General features: G+C 63.4%; 19 protein-coding genes. 6 read left to right on the top strand and 13 right to left on the bottom strand.

All coding sequences use genetic code 11. From position 1 onward, the window contains the following. Nucleotides 1–2 precede the first annotated feature (2 nt). The 5 genes from ABVV53_RS15405 to ABVV53_RS15385 are packed head-to-tail and all read right to left on the bottom strand — an operon-like array spanning nucleotide 3 to nucleotide 3,947. Nucleotides 3–1,154 (bottom strand): glutathionylspermidine synthase family protein, encoded by a 1,152-nt coding sequence (locus tag ABVV53_RS15405; RefSeq protein ID WP_353985327.1) that lies wholly within the window; start codon nucleotides 1,152–1,154, stop codon nucleotides 3–5. Between the two features lie 9 nt (nucleotides 1,155–1,163). Beyond that, the gene (locus ABVV53_RS15400) at nucleotides 1,164–1,748 is read right to left on the bottom strand and encodes a DUF1190 domain-containing protein (RefSeq protein WP_353985326.1); all 585 of its coding nucleotides are present in this window, start codon (nucleotides 1,746–1,748) and stop codon (nucleotides 1,164–1,166) included. A gap of 20 nt (nucleotides 1,749–1,768) precedes the next feature. Continuing rightward, complete coding sequence (locus tag ABVV53_RS15395) at nucleotides 1,769–2,170, bottom strand: DUF350 domain-containing protein (protein WP_353985325.1); 402 nt, start codon at nucleotides 2,168–2,170, stop codon at nucleotides 1,769–1,771. Between the two features lie 47 nt (nucleotides 2,171–2,217). Next, nucleotides 2,218–2,880: a DUF2491 family protein gene (locus tag ABVV53_RS15390; protein ID WP_353985324.1), complete on the bottom strand. Its 663-nt coding sequence runs from the start codon at nucleotides 2,878–2,880 to the stop codon at nucleotides 2,218–2,220. Then, a complete protein-coding gene (locus ABVV53_RS15385; RefSeq protein ID WP_353985323.1) occupies nucleotides 2,877–3,947 on the bottom strand; it encodes a potassium channel family protein in 1,071 nt (356 codons plus the stop codon). Before ABVV53_RS15385 ends, ABVV53_RS15390 begins: the two co-directional genes overlap by 4 nt. A 102-nt stretch (nucleotides 3,948–4,049) precedes the next feature. On the opposite strand from ABVV53_RS15385, the gene ABVV53_RS15380 reads away from it, so the two are divergent. The 3 genes from ABVV53_RS15380 to pgl all read left to right on the top strand — a co-directional run bounded on the left by ABVV53_RS15380 (nucleotide 4,050) and on the right by pgl (nucleotide 6,210). Beyond that, nucleotides 4,050–4,508, top strand: coding sequence for a DUF2170 family protein (locus ABVV53_RS15380; RefSeq protein ID WP_353985322.1), 459 nt, complete (start codon nucleotides 4,050–4,052; stop codon nucleotides 4,506–4,508). Continuing rightward, on the top strand, nucleotides 4,505–5,215 hold the full coding sequence (locus ABVV53_RS15375) for a PspA/IM30 family protein (RefSeq protein ID WP_353985321.1): 711 nt from the start codon (nucleotides 4,505–4,507) through the stop codon (nucleotides 5,213–5,215). Before ABVV53_RS15380 ends, ABVV53_RS15375 begins: the two co-directional genes overlap by 4 nt. Before the next feature lie 284 nt (nucleotides 5,216–5,499). Further along, a complete protein-coding gene (pgl, locus tag ABVV53_RS15370; protein ID WP_353985320.1) occupies nucleotides 5,500–6,210 on the top strand; it encodes a 6-phosphogluconolactonase in 711 nt (236 codons plus the stop codon). A 523-nt stretch (nucleotides 6,211–6,733) separates the two neighbouring features. On the opposite strand, the gene ABVV53_RS15365 is transcribed toward pgl, so the two are convergent. From ABVV53_RS15365 to ABVV53_RS15355, 3 genes are all read right to left on the bottom strand, one after another. Continuing rightward, complete coding sequence (locus tag ABVV53_RS15365) at nucleotides 6,734–7,492, bottom strand: SDR family NAD(P)-dependent oxidoreductase (RefSeq protein WP_353985319.1); 759 nt, start codon at nucleotides 7,490–7,492, stop codon at nucleotides 6,734–6,736. A 210-nt stretch (nucleotides 7,493–7,702) separates the two neighbouring features. Continuing rightward, nucleotides 7,703–9,502, bottom strand: a complete 1,800-nt coding sequence (locus ABVV53_RS15360) for a M14 family metallopeptidase (RefSeq protein WP_353985318.1) — start codon at nucleotides 9,500–9,502, stop codon at nucleotides 7,703–7,705. A 10-nt stretch (nucleotides 9,503–9,512) separates the two neighbouring features. After that, on the bottom strand, nucleotides 9,513–11,660 hold the full coding sequence (locus ABVV53_RS15355; protein WP_353985317.1) for a TonB-dependent siderophore receptor: 2,148 nt from the start codon (nucleotides 11,658–11,660) through the stop codon (nucleotides 9,513–9,515). Nucleotides 11,661–11,805: 145 nt separating this feature from the next. On the opposite strand from ABVV53_RS15355, the gene ABVV53_RS15350 reads away from it, so the two are divergent. From ABVV53_RS15350 to ABVV53_RS15340, 3 genes are read left to right on the top strand one after another with little or no spacing between them, the layout of a single operon-like run. Next, a complete protein-coding gene (locus tag ABVV53_RS15350; RefSeq protein WP_353985316.1) occupies nucleotides 11,806–12,546 on the top strand; it encodes an ABC transporter ATP-binding protein in 741 nt (246 codons plus the stop codon). Beyond that, a complete protein-coding gene (locus tag ABVV53_RS15345) occupies nucleotides 12,543–13,982 on the top strand; it encodes an ABC transporter permease (protein WP_353985315.1) in 1,440 nt (479 codons plus the stop codon). The genes ABVV53_RS15350 and ABVV53_RS15345 overlap by 4 nt, the downstream gene beginning before the upstream one ends. Next, nucleotides 13,979–15,256: a DUF3526 domain-containing protein gene (locus ABVV53_RS15340; RefSeq protein WP_353985314.1), complete on the top strand. Its 1,278-nt coding sequence runs from the start codon at nucleotides 13,979–13,981 to the stop codon at nucleotides 15,254–15,256. Before ABVV53_RS15345 ends, ABVV53_RS15340 begins: the two co-directional genes overlap by 4 nt. 122 nt (nucleotides 15,257–15,378) lie before the next feature. On the opposite strand, the gene ABVV53_RS15335 is transcribed toward ABVV53_RS15340, so the two are convergent. The 5 genes from ABVV53_RS15335 to ABVV53_RS15315 form a co-directional block, all read right to left on the bottom strand. Further along, complete coding sequence (locus ABVV53_RS15335) at nucleotides 15,379–18,603, bottom strand: efflux RND transporter permease subunit (RefSeq protein WP_353985313.1); 3,225 nt, start codon at nucleotides 18,601–18,603, stop codon at nucleotides 15,379–15,381. Beyond that, entirely contained in the window at nucleotides 18,600–19,925 is a 1,326-nt protein-coding gene (locus tag ABVV53_RS15330) for an efflux RND transporter periplasmic adaptor subunit (RefSeq protein ID WP_353985312.1), read from the bottom strand. The genes ABVV53_RS15335 and ABVV53_RS15330 overlap by 4 nt, the downstream gene beginning before the upstream one ends. 9 nt (nucleotides 19,926–19,934) lie before the next feature. Next, nucleotides 19,935–21,419, bottom strand: coding sequence for an efflux transporter outer membrane subunit (locus tag ABVV53_RS15325; protein WP_353985311.1), 1,485 nt, complete (start codon nucleotides 21,417–21,419; stop codon nucleotides 19,935–19,937). Between the two features lie 69 nt (nucleotides 21,420–21,488). Next, complete coding sequence (locus ABVV53_RS15320; protein ID WP_353985310.1) at nucleotides 21,489–21,965, bottom strand: GbsR/MarR family transcriptional regulator; 477 nt, start codon at nucleotides 21,963–21,965, stop codon at nucleotides 21,489–21,491. Nucleotides 21,966–22,209: 244 nt separating this feature from the next. Then, nucleotides 22,210–23,064: a flagellin gene (locus ABVV53_RS15315; protein WP_353983499.1), complete on the bottom strand. Its 855-nt coding sequence runs from the start codon at nucleotides 23,062–23,064 to the stop codon at nucleotides 22,210–22,212. Between the last annotated feature and the right edge of the window lie 83 nt (nucleotides 23,065–23,147).

Genomic DNA, 23,147 nt, shown 5'->3' with positions numbered 1-23,147 from the left:
CCTCAACTGGTAATCAAATGCGGCACGAAGCGAGAGAGGTTGCGGGTGATCCTGCCGCCATCCTCGCGCATGCCGAGGCCGGCGGCCCGGTCTCCGATGACCCAACTGCCGAGAACGGCATGCTGGCCGTCTGCGCAGAACAACGGTGCATAAGCTTGAACGATGCGCGGTTGCTCCGCGTAGTCGCCTGGGGTCGTCTCGACGACGACGCTGTCCTCGATGAGGGAGATGTTCTCTCCCTCACGAGAGAACAGCGGCTTGGACACCGCTGCCGGCAAGTCGCCGGCGCGCGGATCATCGGCGAAGTAGGCCGGCAGCACGTTGGGGTGATCGGGATGACGCTCCCACAAGAGCGGTAAAATCCCCTTGTTCGACAGGATCGACTTCCAGACCGGCTCGATGAAGATGCCAGCTTTCAGATGTGGCGCGAAGGGCTCGCGCAGCATGTCTTCCCACGGATAGAGCTTGAAGCAACGCTCGATGGTGCGATCGGCGAGATCGGTGAACCGGCCTTGAGCGTCGGTGCCGATCGCGCGAATGTCGATCATATCTACGCTGTGTCCCGCCTGAACCGCGCAGTCCATGAGATAGCTGCAGGTGCCACGATCCTCGTCGTTCGCGGTCCAACATGCGAAGTGCAGGATGCGGTCAGCAGAGAACGACGCGAATGCCTCAATCAGGCTTTCCTGCAGCAGATTGAACTGGTCCGAACCTTCGGGAAGAACGCCGGCCTCGATCTGGTCGATCAACCAGTTGTGCTGGAAATAGGCGGCCTCGAAGATGGCTGTCGGGGTATCCGCATTATACTCGAGGAGCTTTGCTGGCCCCATCCCATCATAGGCAAGGTCGAAGCGACCGTAGAGGTGCCGATCGCCCTGGCGCCAGCTTGCACGCACAAGATCGAAGCGATTTTCGGGGATGCTCAGGCGCCGAAGCAAGGCCTCGTCCTCGACCACCTCGGCGACGAGATCCATGCACAACTCGTGCAGCACCTCGGTCGGGCCTTCGATCTTCTCCTCGATCTCGTCCAGCGTGAACGCGTACGCTGCGCCTTCGAACCAGTAAGGCTCACCATACATTTCATGGAAGCCGAAGCCGATGGCGCGCGCCTTATCGCGCCAGTCCGGCCGCTCAGGCAAAGTGAGACGTTGCATCTGGGTGCTCTACCCGCCGAAGCTGCGTGACTTACCCATCCCGCCGAAGCCGCTGCGAGCGACGGTGGTGGTGTTCACGTTGACAGGCGTTTTGATCGCACGGCCGCCGCTGCGATCGACTGTCACTGTTGAACCGCCACGATCCCTGTAGATCGGGGAGCCGCCGTAGCCGCCATAATAAGCGAAGCCGGGCCCGCGATCGTAATAGTTTCTCTGCAGTGCTCGCGAGAGGACGAAGCCAGCCAGCATCGGCACGAAGATGTTGCTGCCCGACGACGCGCTCGTGCCGGAGGCCGGCACGCACTGCTCCTGGCCCCACTCCTGCTCGCAAGACCTGAGATTGCTGAACTGCGGCGCGCCCTGTTGGTGTTCTTGCAAAGCCGCGCCGTAACTCGTCTGACACAAGTCATCCGGAAATCCGGCTTTCACGCATTCGCTCACGGACGTGAACTGCGCGTTGTCGAACTCGGGCGTTCCTCCGCAGCCGGCCAGGGTAAAGCTGGCGGCAGCCGCGAGGCCGCCTAGCGCTAGCGTGGGCCGGGTACGACCAGCGAACCGGCGCCGGCGTGGTGCTTGGGGTCGAGAATCGACCATGGCAGTATCCTCCTGAACGCTCAGTACGTCATGCAGGCGGCGTTGAGCAGGCCTACCGTCAGCGCCACTCCGCCGGCCCAAAGCCCTGCCGCCATCTCTCCGCCGGTGATCCGCGTCGCAAGCTCCTTCTGCGTGCCTGCCGCAAGGCCGAAAGCCAGCAACTGGATCAACCCGCCGATGACCGCCCAGATAACGAAATCGACGATGCTGACCGAATTGGCTGCAGCCGAGGCCAGCGGCAGGCTGAACCCGAACAGCGCACCCAGGTATGCTGTGGCCGCGGCGGAATTGCCTGCCCGCAACAGGACCAGTTCCTTCTGCGGCGTCACCAGCGAATACAGCGCGGCAAAGACAACCAGAAGCACGATCCCGGTTCCGAAGTAGGCGAGAAATGCGGGCAACCCCGCAACGTATCCGTACATAACCTCTCCGTGTGTAAGGGCCTGCCCCCGCGGCAGCCTACGCCTGTTCAGACCCGACGAATGTCGGCCGCACCCAGCCCATAGCCGATCATGAAGGTGATTGCCGCCCCTTGTGCTTGCGCCTGATGCGCCAAGTCACGCTCGATATTGAGCAGCAGCATTTCCTCGCCCGACCCGACCGAGCGCGAGTAGAGCATGCAGCGTTGGTGAATCTGGCGTGTCTCATCCCCATCGTCCACGGTCTCGACGAACTCCACAAGGTCAGCGTGGTCCTGCCCCTCACCCCAGTAGCGCGAGAACAGGATGCCGTCAGCGTCATACTCCGGTGCGCCGATCAGCCCGCGAGGTCCGGTCCACCGCGCCCACTCTGACGGACCACCCGGCACGACGCTGTCCCAAGGCGCATAGAAGCTGACATCCTGAACCGTGTCCTCGCCGCCGCCCGGCCCCGCCATGACCTGGATCATCCGGTGATCATCGTCGTAGTAGCGAGTGAGTTCGCTGTTCCCGTCGAGCCGGGCAGTGCCGATTGCGCTGACGATGAAGTTGCCCCCTGTCGGCGGTCCCATCGCAGGCTCTCCGGCTGCCAGCGATGCCTGAAGACCCAGCGTATCAATCTCGAGCGCGCCGCTGATGGCGCACCGCAGCGGGCCGCGTTCTTGCGGAAGCTGGGGATCGCTGCGCCCCTTACCGAACCAGGAGCGGATCATGCTGCTATCACCTCGCTGCGCATCGCGGTCCAGTCCACCGTCTCAGCCCGGACCCGGTGATCAGCGATGTAGAACAAGGTGTCGCGAGGTCCAACCTCGCAGTCCGAAGGGCAGTTGAGGTCGACGCTGCGTCCGCCATCGCGGCACATGCCGATCAGGGTCAGGCGATACCTGCGCTTGAGCCCCAGCAGCACCTCCAGGTAAACGAGCTTGCCCGCCTCGGCCGGCACTTGCATGGAGAAAGCCGTATCGACCGAGTGGCTGGCGAACATCCGCTCGGCCAGCTGCGACGCCCCGGGATCGCGCGCGGCACGCACCAGCAAACCGGCAGCGATGGAGGTGACGACTTCGACGCCGGAAAGCTGATGGCGCACGAGCTGTGCGGCGCCTTCCTCCTGAAAATGCGCCACGATGTGAGCCTGAGGTGCCGCGCTCTTGGCTGCAAGCGTAGCCGCCAGCGTTTCGTCGTCGTCAGCCCCGCGAATGACAAGAGTCTGTGCGCCAGCAGCTCCCGCGCGAGCATAGCTGGAGAAGTCGCTGAGTTGCTCAACGGCGACGAAATCGAGGTGGTCAGGCATGGGATTGGCCTCAATCCCCCGCGCCAGAAGCACGATCCTGGGCGCCCGGGCGTGGCGATCTTCCAGCAGCCCCTCGACGACCTGGCGACTGCGCACCCCCTGCCAACCCACGACAAGCGTGTGGCCAGACCGTTCGGAGTAGTCGCCAAATCCCTGCAATCGTCGCCTCCAGAAGGTGCTCATGGACGTGACCACCTTGCCGAGGAACACCGTAAACAGGGCGATCGAGCCCGGCAAGACGACAAGGACGTTAGCGAGCCGACCCGTGTCTCCGCCCGGCGACAAATCGCCGTACCCGACCGTCGTCGCCGTCGTCATGTAGAAGTAGGCGAAAGTTATCGGGCTGTCCGTCAGCTGGGTCTCACCCGCGGCAATAAACAGAGCGTAGGAAAGCAGCGCGTGAGCCAAAAAGGATGCCGCCAGCACGCCCCATGAGAGCGTAGCGATCGCGACGTAGATCCTTTGCCATATGCTGACGATGCGCGGCAATGTCCCCCCTTGCCCGCGCGCGTGCGGCCACTAGAAAGGCGAGCGAGCGGGACGGTTATATATCCGCCCCGCAGTCCCGCAAGCATGTCGGAGGATAAACGGATGAACGCAGAATGGCCGGTACCGCCCGGAGGTTGGGACATTTCCAGCCTCACCCGTCTGTTCGCCGCCGACCCTGAGGAGCTCGGCGATGTCGACGTGAACGTCGAACAGGGCAGCGATGTCTTGCGCATCACTCTCAAGGAGCGCGGCCAGCTTGACGTGCTGATGGTCGCCAGCGGTGAGCAGATCCTGTGCAGCGTGCTGCTGACACCCTGCGAAACCATACCGCAGCGTGAACAGTTCGAACGTCGGGCCCTGTCGGTCCACAAGCTCATCCCGCTGTCGACCTTCGGCATCTCGAACCTTGGGGGGACCGAGTGGTACGAGCTGTTCGGATCGCTCTCCGCACGTTCGACGGCCGAGGCACTGATCGAGGAAGTGGCCGTGCTCGCCGCGAACGCCGTCGAGGCCGCCGAGTGGATTACCGAATGGATTGAGGCTGAAGGAGAGCCCGCATGAGCATCTGGGGCAAACTGTTTACCGCCATGCGCGGCGGTGCCAATGAAGCGGCCGAGTCTGTCGTGGACAGCCAGGCCATGCGCATCCTCGATCAGGAACTCCGAGACGCGGACAACGCGCTGCGCCAGGCCCGCAGCGATCTCGCCGGCATGATGGCTACCGCCAAGCGCATCGAGAAGCGCATCCAGGACAACCGCGCCAAGGAAGAGCGCGACATCCACAATGCTCGCTCCGCCATGGATGCCGGCCGTGAGGACCTCGCGCGTGGACTGGCCGAGCGTGTCGCCGCGGTTCGCTCGGAACTCGCACGTGACGAGGCGGACCACGCCAACATGCAGCAACAGCAACAAGCCATGCTGCGCACCGTCAAGGACACCGAGCAGCGTATCGCGGCGATGAAGCGCGAGGTCGAGAGCGTCAAGGCGACGGACTCGCTCCAGCGCGCTCAGAAGGCGATCGCTTCCTCGCACGCGGGCGTGAACTCGCGCCTTGGCAGCGCGGTCGGGTCGCTCGAGCGGATTCGCGATCGTCAGGCTCAGCTGGGCGCCCGCCTGGAAGCGGGAGCGGAAATGGCAGAGATCGAGTCCGGCGCCGACCTCGACAGGCAATTGCTTGAAGCCGGTATCGGCGGAAAGACCAGCAACGCCGACGACATCCTTGCCGAGATCACGGGCCCGCGCGAGCTGAAAGCGCTTCCCCGGTCATAACTTCACGGTGTGCGGTTCGCGCCGGGGCATGTGCACGCCAGCCCATCGCTACCGCCGCACACCTTGAAAATACAGCACATCCTCACATGTGGTGTGCAGAAAGGCGCGAGGGGCTTGCCTGGCTGATAGCTGGGCTCAGGGCGATGCCGTCGAGGCGGCGGTATCGCGAAGTTGCCCGCATCCGCGCACAATCCGTTGGCCGCGAAGAAAGATGCGGCCTAGGCCGAGCGAAGAGCCCGTGCGGCATCGCCGGCGCAAATCAGTCACTGTTCAAGGAAGACCATGTGAGCGACGAAGTCGAGTGGTGGGAATATGATGATGCGGCCGAGATGGCAGACGCGGTAGCGGGTGATATCGGGTTCATCATCGAAAGCGCGATCGACGCTCGTGGCGCTGCCGTGATCGCGCTCGCTGGTGGGAAGACACCGGTCCCGATCTACGAGAAGCTCTCGTCGGCGAAACTGGACTGGAAGCGCGTCACGATCATCCCGGGAGATGAACGCATCGTCCCGCTGGGCGACCCGCTGAGCAACGTGACCACGCTCGCCAAGTTCTTCTTGCCCAAGGGCGCGCGGGTGATGCCGATCGTGCCGAACGCGATAGCGGACTACAAGGCTGCCGGACGTTCCGCGGATGCGCTTATGCAGGACCTGCATTGGCCTCTCGACCTGTGCCTGTTGGGTGTGGGGAGTGACGGGCATACCGCGTCCATCTTTCCGGGTCCCGATCTCGACGAGGCACTCAGTGGCCCAAAAGAGCGCCGCGCATTGGGCGTAATGCCGGATCCGATGCCTGAAGACGCACCAGTGCCCCGCGTCACGCTCAGCCTGGCCGCGATCACGACTGCGCGCGCGCTCATGATCGCGGTGACGGGTAAAGAGAAGCGTGCGGTGATCGAGACCGCTATCAAGCAAGGGCAGTCCTCACTCTACCCCATCGGTCGCGCGTTGGCCGGTACGGAGCTGCCAGTGGATATCCATTGGGCTGCAGCATGAGCATTGCATGACGTTCAGGAGCTTCATCCGCCACAACCGAGCGGGTTAACGCCGACGGGCCGCGGTGCGCTGAGGCGAGAGCATCTAAACCGATGCTCGCGCCTCGGTGATCTTCGGCCGTAAAGCGGATCGGCAGAGTGCGCAGCCCCCATGCGCCGAGGAAGGGGCGCCAAGCTATCGGGCCGTCTCGGCGCGGCGCCTGGATGCGACGGGCGATCAGATGAAGGCCTTCCTCCAGTTGCTGGCGCGCCAGGTACTGCGCGATGCAGAAATGCACGCCTCTTCCGAAAGCGGGATGACTGCTTTCCCGTTCACGATCGGAATCAAAGGTCAGCGTCATCTGTGCCAGCCGCTTTCCATGCGCAGGCGTATGGCGGTCCGCGAGTCGGCGTCAACTCTGATGTATTCGAGTGTCGGCAGTCGGACAGCGCTCCCCGACAGGGCATAGGGAGTTGCCGGATGCACTGTCGAGGCAGCTGTGTGGCATCGGGCACATTCCCGCGCGGCCCGGCTGATTGCGCCCCTAGAACGCTGCGCCGCCATTCACACCGAGCAATTGCCCGGTCGTGTATCCGGCATCCTCAGCGGCGAAATAGGCGCATGCGGCGGCGATTTCGTCCGGGCGGCCCATCCGCGCAATGGGATAGCCAGCCAGGATCGCCTCGAATTGCTTCGTGAAGTCATCGCCGGTGATGGCGCGGCGCGCCATGGGGGTGTCGATGAAGCTCGGGGCGATGGCGTTGACCGTGATGCCCTTTGGCCCGAGTTCGACCGCCAGAGTACGGGTGAAAGCCACGATCCCGCCCTTCGATGTGCTGTAGGCAGACATGTTCATCGCACCGATCTGCGCGGCCAGGGAAGCGATGTTGACGATCCGCCCCCAACCCGCCTCCTGCATGTCGGGCAGCACGGTCTGCACCGCAAGGTACGGCCCACGGACATTCACCGCCATGATCCGTTCCCACGCCGCGTCATCCACTTCATCGAACGGCGTGAACGCCTCAATGGCCGCGTTGTTGACGAGGATTCCCACCGGGCCCAATGCGGCTCTGGCGGCGCCGATCGCGGCCTCCATATCCGCGCGCATGGAGACGTCGGCGCGATAGGCTTGCGCGACGCCGCCAGCCGAGCGGATCTCGGCGGCCACACGCTCCGCGTTGTCCGAGTCGATGTCGAGAATGGCGACCTTGTGCCCGTCGCGCGCGAAGCGCCGGCTTACCCCCTCCCCGATGCCCGATCCGCCGCCTGTAACCACTGCGCAGCGCTTTGCATGTTCTGCCATCCCTCTCGCCCTCTCGCCATTTATCGAAGCGCACGCCGCACTCCATACTCATACGTTTGGCAGTAAGGAGGTCGTTCAGCAATTGCGTGGCGCAACAACGGCTTTATCGCGACGGATCACTGTCAGCGCCTTTACGATCCACATCTGCGGCCAGTGAGCGCTTTCTTAGGCACCTCGTGCTGGCTTCGAGCGGAACCTTCAGCGATCGGATCAAGGCTCCCGCGCGATCGGGTACGTCATGTGAAAACGGCTGCGGTCGGGCAGTCGCTGAGTGAGCCAGGCTAGCCGCTTCTCGGGATCGGCGGAGAATGCCTGATCGTTCGCAAGCTTGGCTGCGAAAGCCTCTCTGACCGCAGCGTTCTGCTCCAGTAACGCCTCCGCGAGCGGAGCCCTGACGAAATCCTCAACACCGGGCTCCGGAGATAGCATCTCGGGGAAGAAACCCCAGGCAAGAAACGAGTCCGGCGCCTCCGGCTCGAGCAGCGCGGCGGCGAGCAGGCCGAGGGGTTGGTCGAACGGCACGCGGATCGTGCCTGCAGGCAAAGTCTCTCGAACGGTCCGATGCTCGAATGTCGCGGTGATTGGCACTCGCCCGTCCTGCGCAGGCCGGATCGTTGAATCGTGCAGGTGAACCCGATCGAGCACCAACGTGCGCGGCGCCTCCAGGGCCTTAAAGGCGACGCCATGCAGTCGCAGGCGGTCGATCACATCGGTCTGTTCGGGCGGCACCCACCAAGCCTTCGGCAGCGTAACGGTCTCAACTGGCTCCTGCCCTATCACGGGCATACGGAAACTGATCGGCTGGCCGGTCCACTGTTGCTCCATCCTGCCACTGGCAGGTGATCGATAGGTTTCGAATGCAACGCCCTTGAAGTCTTCGACCCAGTCGATCGGCTCGGCGGACGGTTTCCAGCGGACCAGCATCTGCTTGGGGCGGCTGGCGCGGTCGGCCGCCTTTGCAGCGGCTATTCGCTCGGCATCTTCGCTCGCCAGACGGAGTGCAGCCTCCAGCAGCACGTAAGTCCCAAGCACGCGCTGGCGGTAAGGCTTCAGCATGTGGTTCTCGACCAGCACGGTCGGCACGCCGATGAAGTCGCCATAACCAGTGGAGTAGCGCGGCCCTTCGGGTGCCTGCCGGATGCCGGCGGATGGGTTCCGCGTGTCAATGGGGCTCGGGTAAATGGTCGGTATGTGTCCGGCGCGCTCCAGAGCTGTTGTCACCCGCGGACCGAAGCTGTTCATCAGCCAATCTGCCGTGGCGCGGTGATAGGCGTAGCGACCCCAGCCCGCGTACGTGAAGGTAATGTCGTACTGCATGTCGAAACCGTCACTGACATGGCAGTCGATATAAAGGATCGGATCCAGCCGGCGCAGCAGGGCGACCATCGCCCGCGTCTCCGGTGCGTCGGCTTTCGCATAGTCGCGATTGAGATTGATGTTGCGCGCGTTGGCGACGAACCCTTTCTCCAGCGGCCCGCGAAGAGCCGGGAAGTTCCATCGGCTCATCTTCTCATGACCATCGATGTTGTAGATGGGCACGAACACGAGATCCACGCGATCGAGCAGGCCTTTCTTTCCACGCAAAGCGATATCGCGCAGCAGCATCAGCCCTGCATCCTTGCCGTCGATCTCTCCGGCATGGATGCCTGCCTGCACCAGCACCACCGGCTTGGGAGCGCCACCGGCACCTCTGCCCGTACTGGCGCGCACCATCAGCAATTCGCGCCCCTGTCCCGTCCGGCCGAACGTTTCCAGCGAGATTACCGAGGACGCGGCGGCGAGCCGCTCCAGCCAGGCGCGCGTCTGCGCGTATCGTGGCGTCGTGGCGAAGCCAGCCTGTTCCGCCGGGGTGATCCAGGGATCGTTCGCCGAGGCAACCAGGGTCTCGCTCGCGCCTGACCAAGGTAGCTCCGGCGGCAGCACCGCGGCAGGCAGAGCTGGCAAAGGCTGGGCCGTCGCTACGGCCGGAGAAGGCAGCGCAAGTGCGGCTGCGTAGGCTAGAATTGCCATCACGTTGCCCTCAGAAAGTGGCGCGCAGACCGATTGACGCCGTGCGCGGCGCTCCCGGCTGCACCCATAGTGGCGAGTAGCTGTTGGCATACCACTGCGCATTGAAGAGGTTCTGGATTGCCCCGAACGCAGTGACGCCCTGCATCAGTTCGGCGTCTCCGAACACACGAAAGAGCGTGTGAGACGGGAGCGTGAAGGTGGTTCCGGTCTCTCCCGCTCGCTCGCCGATGTACTGCACGCCCGCACCCAGTTGCGCGCTCCTGCCGCCAATATCGAAACGCTTGGCCGCCTGAATGTTCAGGTTGTGCCGGGGTATGTTGATAAGCGGGTCACCGGGGCGGATCTGGAACGAAAAGTTCGGGTCCAGCACGCGCGATCGTGCTTCGGCGTCAATGAAAGCGTAGCTCATCAGTACATCGACGTCTCCAGGCAGGCGCCCGGTCAGATCAAGCTCTACCCCTCGACTGCGCGCCTTTCCGATCGCGACCGAGAAACCGGGATTGGCGGTGTCGCTGGCAAGCACATTGCTCTTGTTCAGCTCGAACACGGCTAGCGTGCCGTTGAGCCGCCCTTCCAGCGCCGTCAGCTTCAGGCCAACCTCTTTGGACGTGCTGGTCTCAGGATCGAAGATCGTGCCATTCACGTCCGTGCCGATGTTCGCGCGAAAGCCCTCCCCGTAAGCGACATATACGGTCAGCGGTTCGCTTACCCGGTAGACGATGCCCGCCTGCGGACTGAAGCGGCTCCGCTCGCGACGAGATTCGACACCGGTCAGCCGGTTGTCCGTTCGCAGCGAGACACGATCATAGCGCCCACCCGCGCGCACCTGCAACCCGTCGGTGAGCTCGATCTGATCCTGAACGAACAGCCCGGTAGACTTCTGAACATCAAGCCGATCAGTTTGCGGGCCAGGAACGGGCAGCGGAAAGCGCCCGTAAACGGGATCAAGCACATCGATGACATTGCCTGCTCGATCAGTGGTCGCGGGGCCGAGGACCGGAGGGCGAGTGCGGCGGAAATCCTGTTCGTTGCTGAACTCATCATGGTCAGCACCGATCAGCACGCGATGTCGGAGGCTGCCCGTCATGAACTCGCCGGACAGTTCAGCGCGAACCACCCATTGCTGGGAGTCGTACCGCCGTGAGCGGCGCTGGCGCGACAAGGAGCGGCCGTCGCGAAAGATCTTTTGGCGGGAGGGCACAAGCTCGGCGTCCGAGGAAAAGCCGGTCAGAAGCGTGTCGCGAAGGCTGGCACCGACCAGCACGCTCCAGTCTTCATTGAAATCATGCTGGAGGCGAAGCTGGTGACCGGTCGTCCGGGCCACCGTATCGCCATCGGCCGGTTCGCCAAGGAAGCGCGAGCGAGGCACGGTTTTGAAGTTGTTTTCGAGAACGACGATACCGCGGTCGAACGGCACTTCGGTGCGTGTCCACTCGAAATCGTAGGTAAGCCGCGTCGCATCGCCAAGCGCCACGCCGATAGACGGCAGGAAGCCCCAGCGTTTGTGCTCCACCGTGTCTCTGAACGTGTCGCCGTCCTCGGCGTAGCCGATCAATCGCGCGGTCAGACTGCCGGTCAGCGCGATATTCGCATCCGCCTGCCCGCGAACCCGGTCGAAGCTGCCGTACTGGAGCGACGCCGAGCCGAAGCTGCGGCCCAGTTCCGCCTGCTTGGTGACGAGATTGACGGTGCCACCGGGTTCACCGCGCCCCAGCAGCGCGGCGGCCGGTCCCTTCAGCACCTCCACCCGTTCGATCCCGGCGACATCGCGCGGACCGCCGAAGCCCCGACCGCCGTTGAACCCGTTGACGAGGTAGCCTGTCGGAATATTCTCGTCGCCCGCGAAGCCGCGAACGGCGAAACTGTCGAACAGGCCTCCCAAGGAGTTCTGGCGTGAGACGGACGCGTTGAGGTCAAGTGCATCGGACAAGCGCAGGATATTGTTCTCCTGCAACGTCTTCTCACTGATCTGCGCGATAGACTGGGGGATCTCCGCCAGCGTGAAATCACCGCGATATGCCTGCCTTACACCCGAAACGGTGATGTCCGCGGCCCCATCCTGCTCCGCTGCCTGAGCACGCACGGACGTGATGGACAGCGCGAGTGCTAAGGAAAGGCACGCGGCAGACGAGCTGGCGTACGGTGAAAGGCGTAACATGTATTTCCCCCGGTTTGGGTCCTCGTCGTGCTCTATCGAAGACGCGCGGCCTGATGCCGTAACGATATATCATCGTCAATGATATCTTGTTACATAAGGCAGCTTGCGGCATGAGCGCACCCGCCATTTGATTCCTGAGGTACCAATGCTTTCGACGAACCCCGATCCCATCCTCGCCGAGAGCCTGACGCTTGCCTACGGTGCGCACCGCGTGTTGGACGAGCTATCGCTCAGCGTCCCGGCCGGCAGCATCACCGCGCTGCTGGGCGGCAACGGAGCGGGAAAGTCGACCACTCTGGCGGCGCTGCTGGGGTTCGCCAAAGCACAGTCAGGCACGATCGTCGTATGCGGCATCGATCCCGGCAACGATCCCGACGGCGCACGACGTCGTATCGCTTATCTGCCTGAGAACGTGGCGCTTTACGAACATCTCTCGGCGGTCGAAAATGCAGATTACCTTCTTGCCCTGTCAGGCGAACGCCACAGCCGCAGCGCCATCACCGACGCGCTAGCGGGGGCGGGCCTGCAGGAACGCGCCTGGGACCAGCGGCTCGGCGGCTTCTCCAAGGGAATGCGCCAAAAGGTGGCGATTGCCGTTGCTCTGCTCCGCGCGGTTCCGGTCCTGCTGCTGGACGAGCCGACCTCCGGCCTCGACCCGCGCGCCACGGCAGACTTCAACGCGCTCGTATCCGCCGTCCGCGAGCGAGGCACGACCGTGCTGATGGTGACGCACGACCTTCTTTCGGCAGCGGACGTCGCGGATCGCATCGCCTTCCTGGAGGGGGGGCGCGTAACCCACGAGGTTTTGGCGAGCGGTCCGGATCGCTTCGACGTTCGCGCGCTTCATGCCCGCTTTCAGGTCGCCAGCGAGCGAACGCCCGCATGAGCCCGATCGGTCTGATCGCGCGGGACGAACTGCGCCTGATGCTGCGCAATCGCGTCGCCATCGTCGCCTTCGCGCTCCTTGCACTGCTGACGCTGGTCGCGGTGACGAGCAGTTGGGCGCACCAGCAAGCCATTGCCGACTTGCGCGAGCGGCACCAGCATGAGGCCGAGCACGCCTTCGACGCCCAGCCCGACCGCCATCCCCATCGCGTGGTGCATTACGGCCATTATATCTTCCGCCCGCTGGGACCGCTCGCCGCGTTCGATCCTGGAGTGGACGCCTTCACCGGCAACAGCATGTTCCTCGAAGGACACCGGCAGAACACCGCCAACTTCGGTGACGTGCGGCAAAGTTCTCTGCTGGTCCGCTTCGGCCAGTTGACCCCTGCCTTCGTCCTGCAAGTCGTGGCACCGCTGCTACTGATCTTCCTTGGCTTCGGAGCCGTGTCGCGCGAAACGGAACGGGGAACGCTCAAGCTCCTGATGCTGCAGGGCGTCAGCCGCGGGCAGCTGATAGGTGGCAAGCTGGTGGCGCTCGTCACCGTGGCCCTGGCCGCAGCTTTGCCGGCCCTGCTGGGCCTGCTCGCGATCGGCATGCAGCCGGGCGCCACGGCGTTGCCGATGCTGGTCATCGCGCTTGGATATGTCGCCTATCTTGCCTTGTGGACAGTGCTGGTGCTGCTCGTTTCAGCGCTGGTGCGCCGCAGCCGCGATGCACTGCTTGCACTGCTGGCGATCTGGGCCGTCTCGACAGTTCTGTTGCCGCGCTTGGCACCCGATGTAGCCGCCAACCTAGTGCCGCTGGAGAACCGGCTGCAAACCGACGTCTCCATTGCCCGCGACTTACGCCGCCTGGGAGACAGTCACAATCCCGATGACCCGCACTTTGCCGAGTTCAAGCAGAGCCTGCTGCAGCGCTATGAGGTCTCGCGGGTGGAGGACCTGCCGGTCAACTTCAAGGGCCTGCTCGCGATCGAGGGCGAGCGGCTTACTTCCGCGCTGTTCGATCAGTATGCGCGGGAAAGTTACTCCGCGCAGGAGCGTCAGAACGGCATCGTCGACGCTTTCGGCCTGGTAAGTCCAGCCATCGCGCTGCGGTCGTTGTCCATGGCCGCGGCCGGTACTGACTTCGCCGCGCACCGCCGTTTCCTGGAGCAGGCAGAAGCCTATCGCTACCGTCTGGTCCAGCGCCTCAATCGGATGCAGGCAGAGGATGTCACCTATGCCGATGACACTGCGATCGATTCAGGGGCCGACCGCCGCAAACGCGTGGATGCAAGCAACTGGAGCGCCATGCCCAGCTTCGCCTTCGCGGCGCCCACGGGCGAGGCGCTGGCGCGTGCAGCCCTGCCCGGACTCGCCGTGATATGCCTGTGGCTCGTGGTCGGCGCAGTGTTGCTGGTCATTGCCACACGCCGCCTGGGAGCCCGCCGATGAACCTTTGGGCTCATGAACTTCGGTTGCTGGTCCGCCAGCGCCTCAGCTCCTTTTCGCTCGTCCTGCTCATGCTGCTCACTATCGCCGCCCTCGCAGCGGGTATGGCGGAGGTAGCCCGCCAGCGCGCCGCCATCGCCGCCATACCGGCCGCTCAAGCGGAGGACATCGGCGCTGTCGCGGACTATGTAGACCGCACCAAAGACGCGGGCAGCGCTGCATACTACAGCTTTCATCCGACGTGGGACGCCCCATCGCCGCTCGCCTTCGCGGCGCTCGGCATGCGTGACGTCTCCCCCTACATCCTGCGCGTCCGTGCGCTGGGGCTGGAGGCGCAGATCTACGACGGCGATACCTTCAACCCGGAACTGGCTCTGCCCGGACGGTTCGACTTTGCATTCGTGCTGGTATTCCTTACCCCGCTGTTCGTGATCGCGCTGTTCCACGACTTGATCTCTGGCGAACGTGAAGCGGGGCGACAGCGAACCCTCGATGCTCTGCCACAGGGCGGCGCGGCGCTGAGGCGAAGGCGCACTTTGTTGCGGCTCGGTATGCTCTGGTCTTGCCTCGCGCTTCCGTTCCTTGTGGCGGCCCTCGTGGAAGGCGTCACCCCGGCCTCGATCCTGATCGTGCTGGCAGTGACTGCGGCCTATCTGCTGTTCTGGATTGCGCTTGCGGCTCTTGTCGGCCGATTGCGCTGGAGTTCGATCGCGAATGCCGCAACCTTGGCGGCCGCCTGGCTGGTGCTCGTGCTGATCGTGCCCACGCTCGGAAACGTCATCATCAATCGCGCGGTTCCGGTCACCCAAGGTGCCGAGATCACGCTCGCGCAGCGTGAAAAGGTGAACCACGCCTGGGACGTCCCTCGCGAGGACACCATGCGACGCTTTTACGCAAACCACCCCGAGTGGTCGAACTCGGCTCCGCTTGGCCCAGAGTTCCACTACAAGTGGTATCTTGCCTTCCATCAGAACGGCGATGAGAGCGTCGCGCCGCAAGTCCGCGCCTATCGCGCTGGGCTGGAGCGTCGAGACGCAGCGGCCCGGGCGCTCGGCTGGGTACTTCCTTCCGTCGGGGTCCAGGCGCTGCTGATGCGCCTTGCGGAAACCGACCTTACCGGCCAACTCGCCTATCAGGACCGCATCCGCGACTTTCATGAACGACTGCGCCGGTTCTACTACGGCTATCTCTTCACAGATCGTCCCTTCGGCCGAGGCGACTTTCAGCGGGCGCCGCGGTTCGAAGACGCTTCGTCACGACCAATGGAAGCGAGCTAACAGCTGCGCCGGCTCGGCGGGTCGGGCGGCAGAACTTCAATAACAGCAAACGTTCGCCTGTAACCGCAGAACGGCCTATCTGGCTCGCAGGGCCCTGGCCTGACTTCCCGCCGCTGGGGGAGCTACGACGCCGCCTTCTTGCGGGTCAGCAGCATATACAGCGCCGGGACGACGAACAGCGACATCACCGTCGATGAAATAAGCCCGAAGATGATGGTCAGGCACAGGGGCCGATACATCGCATTGCCGATAGCAAGCGGTATCAGCCCAACGATGGTTGTGACTGACGTGGTCAGGATGGGGCGCAGGCGATCCGCAACACCACGGGCAGCAGCCTCCACCTTGTCCACCCCGGCAAGCAGATGACGGTTCATCGTATCGACCATCACGATGCCATTGTTCGCCACCACCCCGATCAGCGCAATCACCCCGATCATCGCGAAGAAAGAGAACGAGAGGCCAAACAGCCAGAAGAAGGTGAACGAGCCGATCAGCGCCAGCGGCATAGTCGTTATCAGGATGAACGCCTGGGGAAAGCTGTCGAACATGATGACGAGTACGCCGAACACCAGGAGCAGCGCCACGACCAGCGCGATGGCGGCAGAGCCGAAGGTCTCAGCCGATTCTTCCGCCTCGCCGGCGACGGTATATGTGTACCCGTCGGGCCACTTGGCCGCCATGCTATCAAGTTTAGGGCGGATGGCTTCGATGATGTCGTTCACGGGCCGGCCCTGGTTCTTCGCCAGAACGGTGAGGCTGCGCTGGCCGCCGACATGTGTGATGGAGATCGGCGCCTCGCCCTGCACGAGGCGCACGACCGAGGCCATGGGAACCGATTGCCCCTCGCGAGTAAAGGCGCGGGCTAGCGCGATGTCGTCCAGCCTGGCGGGGCCACCACTTGCCCCCGGATCGCGGCCCGGCCAAGCCGTGCCCATGCGAATATCGAGATCGTCGTCAGTACCCTCAGTGGGGAACGTGGCGATAGTATCGTTCGACAGGGCAAAGCGGAGCTGCGCGACCACGTCAGCCAGGTCGAGACCATAGAAATCAATGGCCTCCCTCTTGGGGAGCAACCGCACCTCGGCGTTCACGTTGCCCAGATTGTCACGCACGTCGATGACGCCGTCGGTCGCCTTGAGCAGATCCTGAACCTCTTGCGACACGCGCTGCAGCGTGCCGTAATCGTTCCCGCTCAAGCGGATTTCGATGGGATCTCCCGACGGCGGTCCACCTGTTTCAGGCACGACCAGCAAAGTCGCACCCGCGACGTTGGAATCCAGCCAGTTGGAAAGCTCGGCTCGCAGCTGTTCGGCCAGGACGTAGCTTGGCTCGGCTCGCTCGTCGCTTTCCTTGAAAATCGCGGAAAAGCCGATGAAATTCTCCGCTTCCGAAGGCTGCAGCGAGGACGCGGCGGACGTCGAGGTGAAGGGGCTCTTACGGCCCACCAGCTTGATGACGCTATCGAAATAGGGCTTTTCGCGCAAAATGGCGCCGACGGCGCGGGCGACGCGCTCGCTCTGGTTCAGCGTGGTACCCGCGGGCAGTTCGACATCGATTCCCAACGTCTTGCCATCGGTATCGGGATAAAGCTCGAGCGGTGTCTGCATGAACAGCACGATGGAAATCACGAAGGCGCCGAGCGATGCGAGCACGATGACGCCCGCGCGCTTCTTGCTCGACAGCACGTGGCCTTTGGCAAAATCGTAAAGCCGTGCCGATGCTTGCTCGCTTAGCCGATCCGCCTTCGACTTCTCACGCTCTTCTTTGTTTTTCGCCTGGGATTCCAACAGGTAGCGCGACAGCGGCACGCAGATCAGCAGCGCGACGGCATAGGCAAGCGCCAGGCAAGCGATAGCCGTGATCGGCAGCACCCGGATGAACTTGCCCGACACCCCGCCGATCGCCATCAGCGGCGCCAGCGCAAGGATCGTCGTCAGCTGTCCGGCGAAGGCCGGCACGGCAAACTGCTTGATGGTGGAGAGCGCCGCCTCGTTGAAGCTGCGGCGCTGCACGTAGATTTCTTCGTGCAGCCCCTCCATCATCAGGATGAACACGTCGACCAGCAGGCCGAGCGCCAGGACCATGCCGATGATGACCAGCTCGTTCAGCGTGTAACCCAGCAGCATGATCACGAGCAGAACGCCCGCGAAGGTCACCGGAATTGCAAGCCCGGCGATCAGCCCTTCGCGCCAGGTCAACACCAGCAGCAGGATGACGAACACCGCCAGCATGGCTTGCCAGCCATTGTTGAAGACGCCGATCAGCGCGTCCCAGATGGTCTCCGCCTCGTTTTGAGTGATCGCGTATCTGACACCGGCCGGCCAGTTCGTGCCATCGCGCATGGCCTGCATTTCACTGCTGACCAGATCGACGATCTCAATCGTGTCGGCGCCTGGCGTCTTCTTGATCGAAAGCGAAACGCTGGGAATGTAACCTTGGCTGCCTTCCTGGTAGAAGGCCTTGCTGTTCTCGGCTTCGAGGGCGCGTTCCACCGTCGCGATATCGCCAAGCAGGATCGGCGCACCGCTGCCGCCCCCGTTCCGCGCTCGCGCCACTGGCAGGCGGGCAAGATCCTCCGGCGTGCGGAAGCGGCCCTCCATCCGCACGACGGCGGTGAGCTGATCGCTCTCGAGCTCGCCAAAGGGCTGGTCGAGATTAGCGCTGCGAACCGCATCGCGCACGGCGGTGGGCGAAAGTCCCAGCGCCAATAGGCGATGCGGATCGAGCAGGATGCGCACGATCTCCTCGCGCGCGCCCCCCAGTTCTACCTCGTTGACGCCCGACAGTCGTTCGAGCCGTTCCTGGGCGCGTTCGGCCAAATTGCTTAGCGCGACGTCGCCTGCCTCGCCATAGAGGGCGATGGTCATGATCGGCCGGTCGTCGACCGAAACCTGTTCGATGCTCGGCTGCTCTGCTTCGCTGGGCAGCTCGGCCCGGGCCTTATCCACCGCGGCACGCAATCGCTGGATTGAGCTCTGTGCATCGGCATCGGCTTGGAATTCGACCGAGATCAGCGAGAAACTATCAAATGAGGCGCTGGTGATCGTATCCACCCCAGCCAGTGAGGTCAGTTCATCCTCGATCGGCTGGGTAACCTGCTGCTCGATGGTCTGCGGATCGGAGCCCGGCCACTGCGTCGTGATCGTCGCCTGCGGGATTTCCAAATCGGGCAGCGACTCCTTCACCAGCTGCGTATACGCCAGCAGGCCGCCGATGCTCATGATCAGCAGCAGCAGGATACCGAAGGTTGTCTTGAGGAAGAAGAAATTCGCCGCCTTGCCTACCTCAGGCGCATCCTCGCCATGCGACGTGCCGTCTTCATCGGAACCGGAGTGGGGTGCGCTCACTTGAGATTGCCTTGCGCGCCCGCCGATCGCGGGCTGCGGCTGAGCACGCGCACCCTATCGCCATCGTTGATGCGGCCATTGCCCGAAGTGACCACCCACTCCCCGGCGCGAATGCCGGAAAGGACAGCGCGCACGTCCGAACCGCTCTGCCCTACCTCAAGCGCGCGGCGCGATACGGTGTTGGTCTTGGGATTGTAGACAAAGGCGAAAGGCTGGTTGTCCTGGAAGCGAATGGCATCCAGCGGGATCGAAAGCTTCTTCTCGGCCTCCTGTCCTTTGATCCACAGCGAAACGAATTCGCCGTCACGCAATTGGCGCGCTCCCGAGACCGTGCGGATCTTCGCCTGAAACGTGCGCGTCACCGGATCGAGCGAAGGGCTGACCGCACTCACCCGACCGCGTATCACGGATTGCTCATCGGGAAACGGCGGCGCATCGGCCGATGCGCGGGGCGACTGACTGCCCTGCACACCGAGAGTGCCCTCATTGCTGCGGATCAGCACTTCATCTCCCACCGAGATTGCCCCGCTGGCAAAGGAAGGGACATCGACGGTTATCTCGAACTTGGAGGCATCGATTACCAGCACCGGCACTGTCGACAATGCCGAGCTCTCGTCACCCGCCTGCACGTACTCAGGGGAGAAATATCGGCCCCGCTCGATATTCAGACGGGCGAGCGTGCCCGATATCGGCGAGACGATCCGCGTTTCCGACACTGTAACTTGCGCAGCTTCGCGCTGCGCTCTGGCAGAACCGATCTGTGCGCGATTGGCGGCGACTTGCGCCTCTGCCTTCTGAACGGCGGCGCGAGCTTGGGCTAGCTGGGCCTCCGCCTCGTCATATTCCTGCTGCGATGCGCTGTTCTGCCGTAGCAGAGTTCTGAAACGCTCGAAGGTCTGGCGGGCGAGTTCCATCTGCGCGCGCGCTTCGCTGAGCGAAGCCTGTGCCGCAGTCAGTTCGGTCCGTGCCCCGGTAACCCCGGCCTGGGCCTGAGCGTATTCCGATTGCGCGCGCGCTGGTTCGATCCGCGCGATCAGTTGCCCCTCGCGCACCGGAGAGCCGACCTGGAGGCCGGGCGCGATATAGGTGATGCGTCCCGCCTGCTGAAACGACAGGAACTCCCGCTGCGCCGCGCGCGCAGTGCCCTGCGCATAGATGTAGGACTGGATCGGTTCGACCGAGGCGCGCGCGATCCGTACGCTGGCGGCCGGCGCTTCGCTGCCTTCGGCTTTCTCCTGGGAATCGGCGTTATCGCCGCAACCGGCAAGAAGCGGGCAAAAACCGAGAAGGATCGGGACGCAAATGCGGGCGATGGAAACCATGGCGTGTTGTCAATCCTGAGGCGGCGCGGCGGGCGGCACGTCGCCAAACCCTCCGCCAAGAGCCAGGTGAAGGGTTACGCGATTGTCAAGCCGCGCGGACAGCGCTTCCAGGTAGGCTGCATTGGCATCCAGCGCGCGCTGCTGGCTTTCTAACACCGTCACGAAGGGATCGAGACCGGCACGATAGCGATTGAAAGAGATCTCGACCGAGGCGCGCGCCGCCTTGGCGGCCGCTTCCAGCGCCGCCTGGCGGGCGAGCAGTTGTTCCTCCACGGCCAAGGCAGTTTCCACCTCGGTTAGCGCCTGCAACACGGTTTCCGCATAGGCCGCGATGGCTTCCGTCCGCACGCCTTCCGCCTGATCGACTTGCGCCCGAAGCCGACCTCCCTGAAATATCGGCTGCAGCAGCGATCCAGCGATTGTCCAGATGAAGAAATCGCCTTTGAGCAGGTCTTCCAGGGCATTGCTGGAGGTGCCGGCATTGCCCGTCAGCGATATGTCCGGAAGGAAGGACCGCCGCGCCGCATCAAGCCGGAACCCGGCGGCACGCAACTGCCATTCGGCGGCGCGTATATCGGGGCGGCGCAGCAACAGATCAACAGGCAGGCCAGCAGGCGGCGGCGGCGGAACGGGCGGCAGTGCCGCCGCAGTTGCGACAGCGCCGTCCGGATAGGCGCGGATGAGCTGATCGAAACCGCGCGTGACGCGTTGGAGCGCCTCGCGCTGCTGCGCCAGCCCGGCCCGAGCCTGTCCCAGATTTGCGATGGCCAGCGTGCGATCGTTGGGCGGAGCCACGCCGACTTGCGCGCGATTGCTCACCTGCCGTGTAACCTCTTCGATTGCGTCGACAAGCTCGTCGGACACCGCGACCTGGTTGGAGGTGGTCACGACATTGAAATAGTTGCGCACCACCTCTGCCGCGATCGACTGCCGCGTCGCGCGCAGGTTTTCCGCACTGGCCAGAAATTCCGCGCGCGCAGCGGCGGTTTGTGCACCGATCCGTCCCCACAGATCGACATTCCACGATACCCGCCCGGTCAGCTGATAGTTGTCCGTGGTAAAGCTGGTCGGCGCGTCGTTCTCTCCACCCCCGCCGGTCAATAGATCTCCGAACCCGCTACCGGACAGATTTTGGCGGCTGCGGCTAGCGTCGATGCCAGCGGAGACTTGCGGCAACAGATCGGCGCGAGCAATGCGGGCAGCCGCGCCTGCCTGTTCCAACCGGGCGATCGCCCGCAAGACAGCTGGGCTGCTTTCCACCGCGCGCTCGACGTATCCGGTCAGCAGGGGATCGTTGAAGCGCAACCACCATTGGTCATCGACCGCACCGTTCTGCCCCGAGGCGGCGGCGAGAAACGTGTCGGGCGGCTCGGCCACGACTTGCGAAAGCGCGGGCGGCTCGGTGACGGTGGACGCGCAGGCAGACAGCAACGCCGCACCTGCAAACGTCAATCCCAGGCGCGCCCAGGTCGTGAAATGCGGTGTGGAGCTCATCAGAACTGTTCAATAGTTATTGAACACCGGCATAGCAATGAAAGTTCGCCAGATGGTTTTGTCGCAACATCATTCTGGATCGGCCGCTGAGACGGATAGCGTCTCCATCAGCTTCGATCGCGCTTCCAGCGAGAGTTGCAGGACCCGGGTAAGCTGATCAAGATCCTTACGAACATCAGCCGACAGGGATGCATCTTCGTTCATCAACTGCATCGTCGTATCGAACAGTTCCTTGTCCTGCCGCATTCGACGCTCGAAAAGACGCCGCCAGAGATCTTGTGGCAGCTGAAAGTAGTCCTGCCGCTCGCCCGGCAGGCTAACCCGCTCGATCAGACGCTGTTCGACGAGGCTGCGAGCATTCATGCTCATGCCCCCGCGGCTGATCTGGAGGCGTTGCGCTATCTCGGAAAAGCTCAATGGCCGATCCGCTGTCATCAGAATGGCGAAAATGCGCCCCAATGTTCGCGTCGATCCATTGCGCTCTGACATCAGGCCGAGGCGTTCCACGAAGCGATCGATCGCTTTCTCATTCTGTTTGGTCAGCATCGCGTCGACGGTAGCGTGCTCCTTCGGTAGGGAGCAAATGAATTGCCGCTAAGACGTGCCAGCCGCGCTTGGCCCGACGGCCAGCCATAGATAAAGCAGACGGCAGGTGAGAGCCCAACGATCGGAAGTCTTTAGAAAGCGCTCAGTTCACGCGCCTTTGCATGCCAACCGAATAAAAAGGGGCCGGAGCTTCTCACTCCGACCCCCCAAAATCTTAGACGTTCGAGACGTCCCTGATCCGTTATTAACGGAACAGCGACATGATCGACTGCGGCGCCTGGTTGGCAATCGACAGAGCCTGCAGACCCAGCTGCTGCTTGACCTGCAAAGACTGCAGCTTTGCAGATTCCTTGGCGAGGTCGGCGTCAACAAGGTTGCCGATACCGCCTTCGATCACGTCCGACAGCTTGCTGGTGAAAGACAGCTGACCGTCGATCTGACGCGAAGCTGAACCCAGAGTCTTCAGCGATGTCGAGACCGCCGTGGCGAACGTATCGATCGTGCCCTTCAGCGTGTCAGCTGCGGCGGCAGAGGCGAGCGCAATGTCGCTGCCGGCAGCACCGAGGCCGGTGGCTGCGGACGCGTCGAGACCCTGGTTGGCGACGCTGATGACGTTCGTGGTCGACGTCGACTTGGTCCCCATCAGAGCGCTGACCGTACCCGTCGCGCCGGAAGCCGGAGCCTTGAGCAGGTTGACGCCATTGAACTCAGACGAGTCGATGATCGAGTTGATCTGCTTCTTCAACGAAGTCATGTCCGCCGCGATCGCATTCCGGCTGTCTTGGTCGAGACCAGCGTCCGAAGCTTCGGTGACCTTCGTCTTCATCTGATTCAGCAGGTCGGAGATCTGCTCCGCACCAGCCACGGCAACATCCGTCGTGCTCTTTGCGCGGTTGAGCGAAGAGGTGACCGCAGACAGGCTGCCCACATCGCCGCGCAGCTTCTGCGCGATGGTGTACTTGGCCGAGTCATCCTTGGTCGACGAAACCGCCAGGCCGGTGTTGATGCGGCTCTGCGTGGTGTCGAGACCCTTGTTCGTCGCGGTCAGGTTCTGCAGAGCTGCCAACGCGCCAGTGTTGGTGTTTACGGAAAAGCCCATGATTATCTTCCTTCTAAGTATGCAGCCTCTTCTGAGGCCTTGAGCCGGAGCGGCGGCCCGCCGGCGAACGAACTTCTTGTCAC

The organism is Novosphingobium kalidii, assembly GCF_040534015.1.
GTDB classification, from domain to species: domain Bacteria; phylum Pseudomonadota; class Alphaproteobacteria; order Sphingomonadales; family Sphingomonadaceae; genus Novosphingobium; species Novosphingobium kalidii.
The sequence above is the reverse complement of the archived record's forward strand: the minus strand, read 5'-3'. Positions and strand labels throughout refer to the sequence as shown.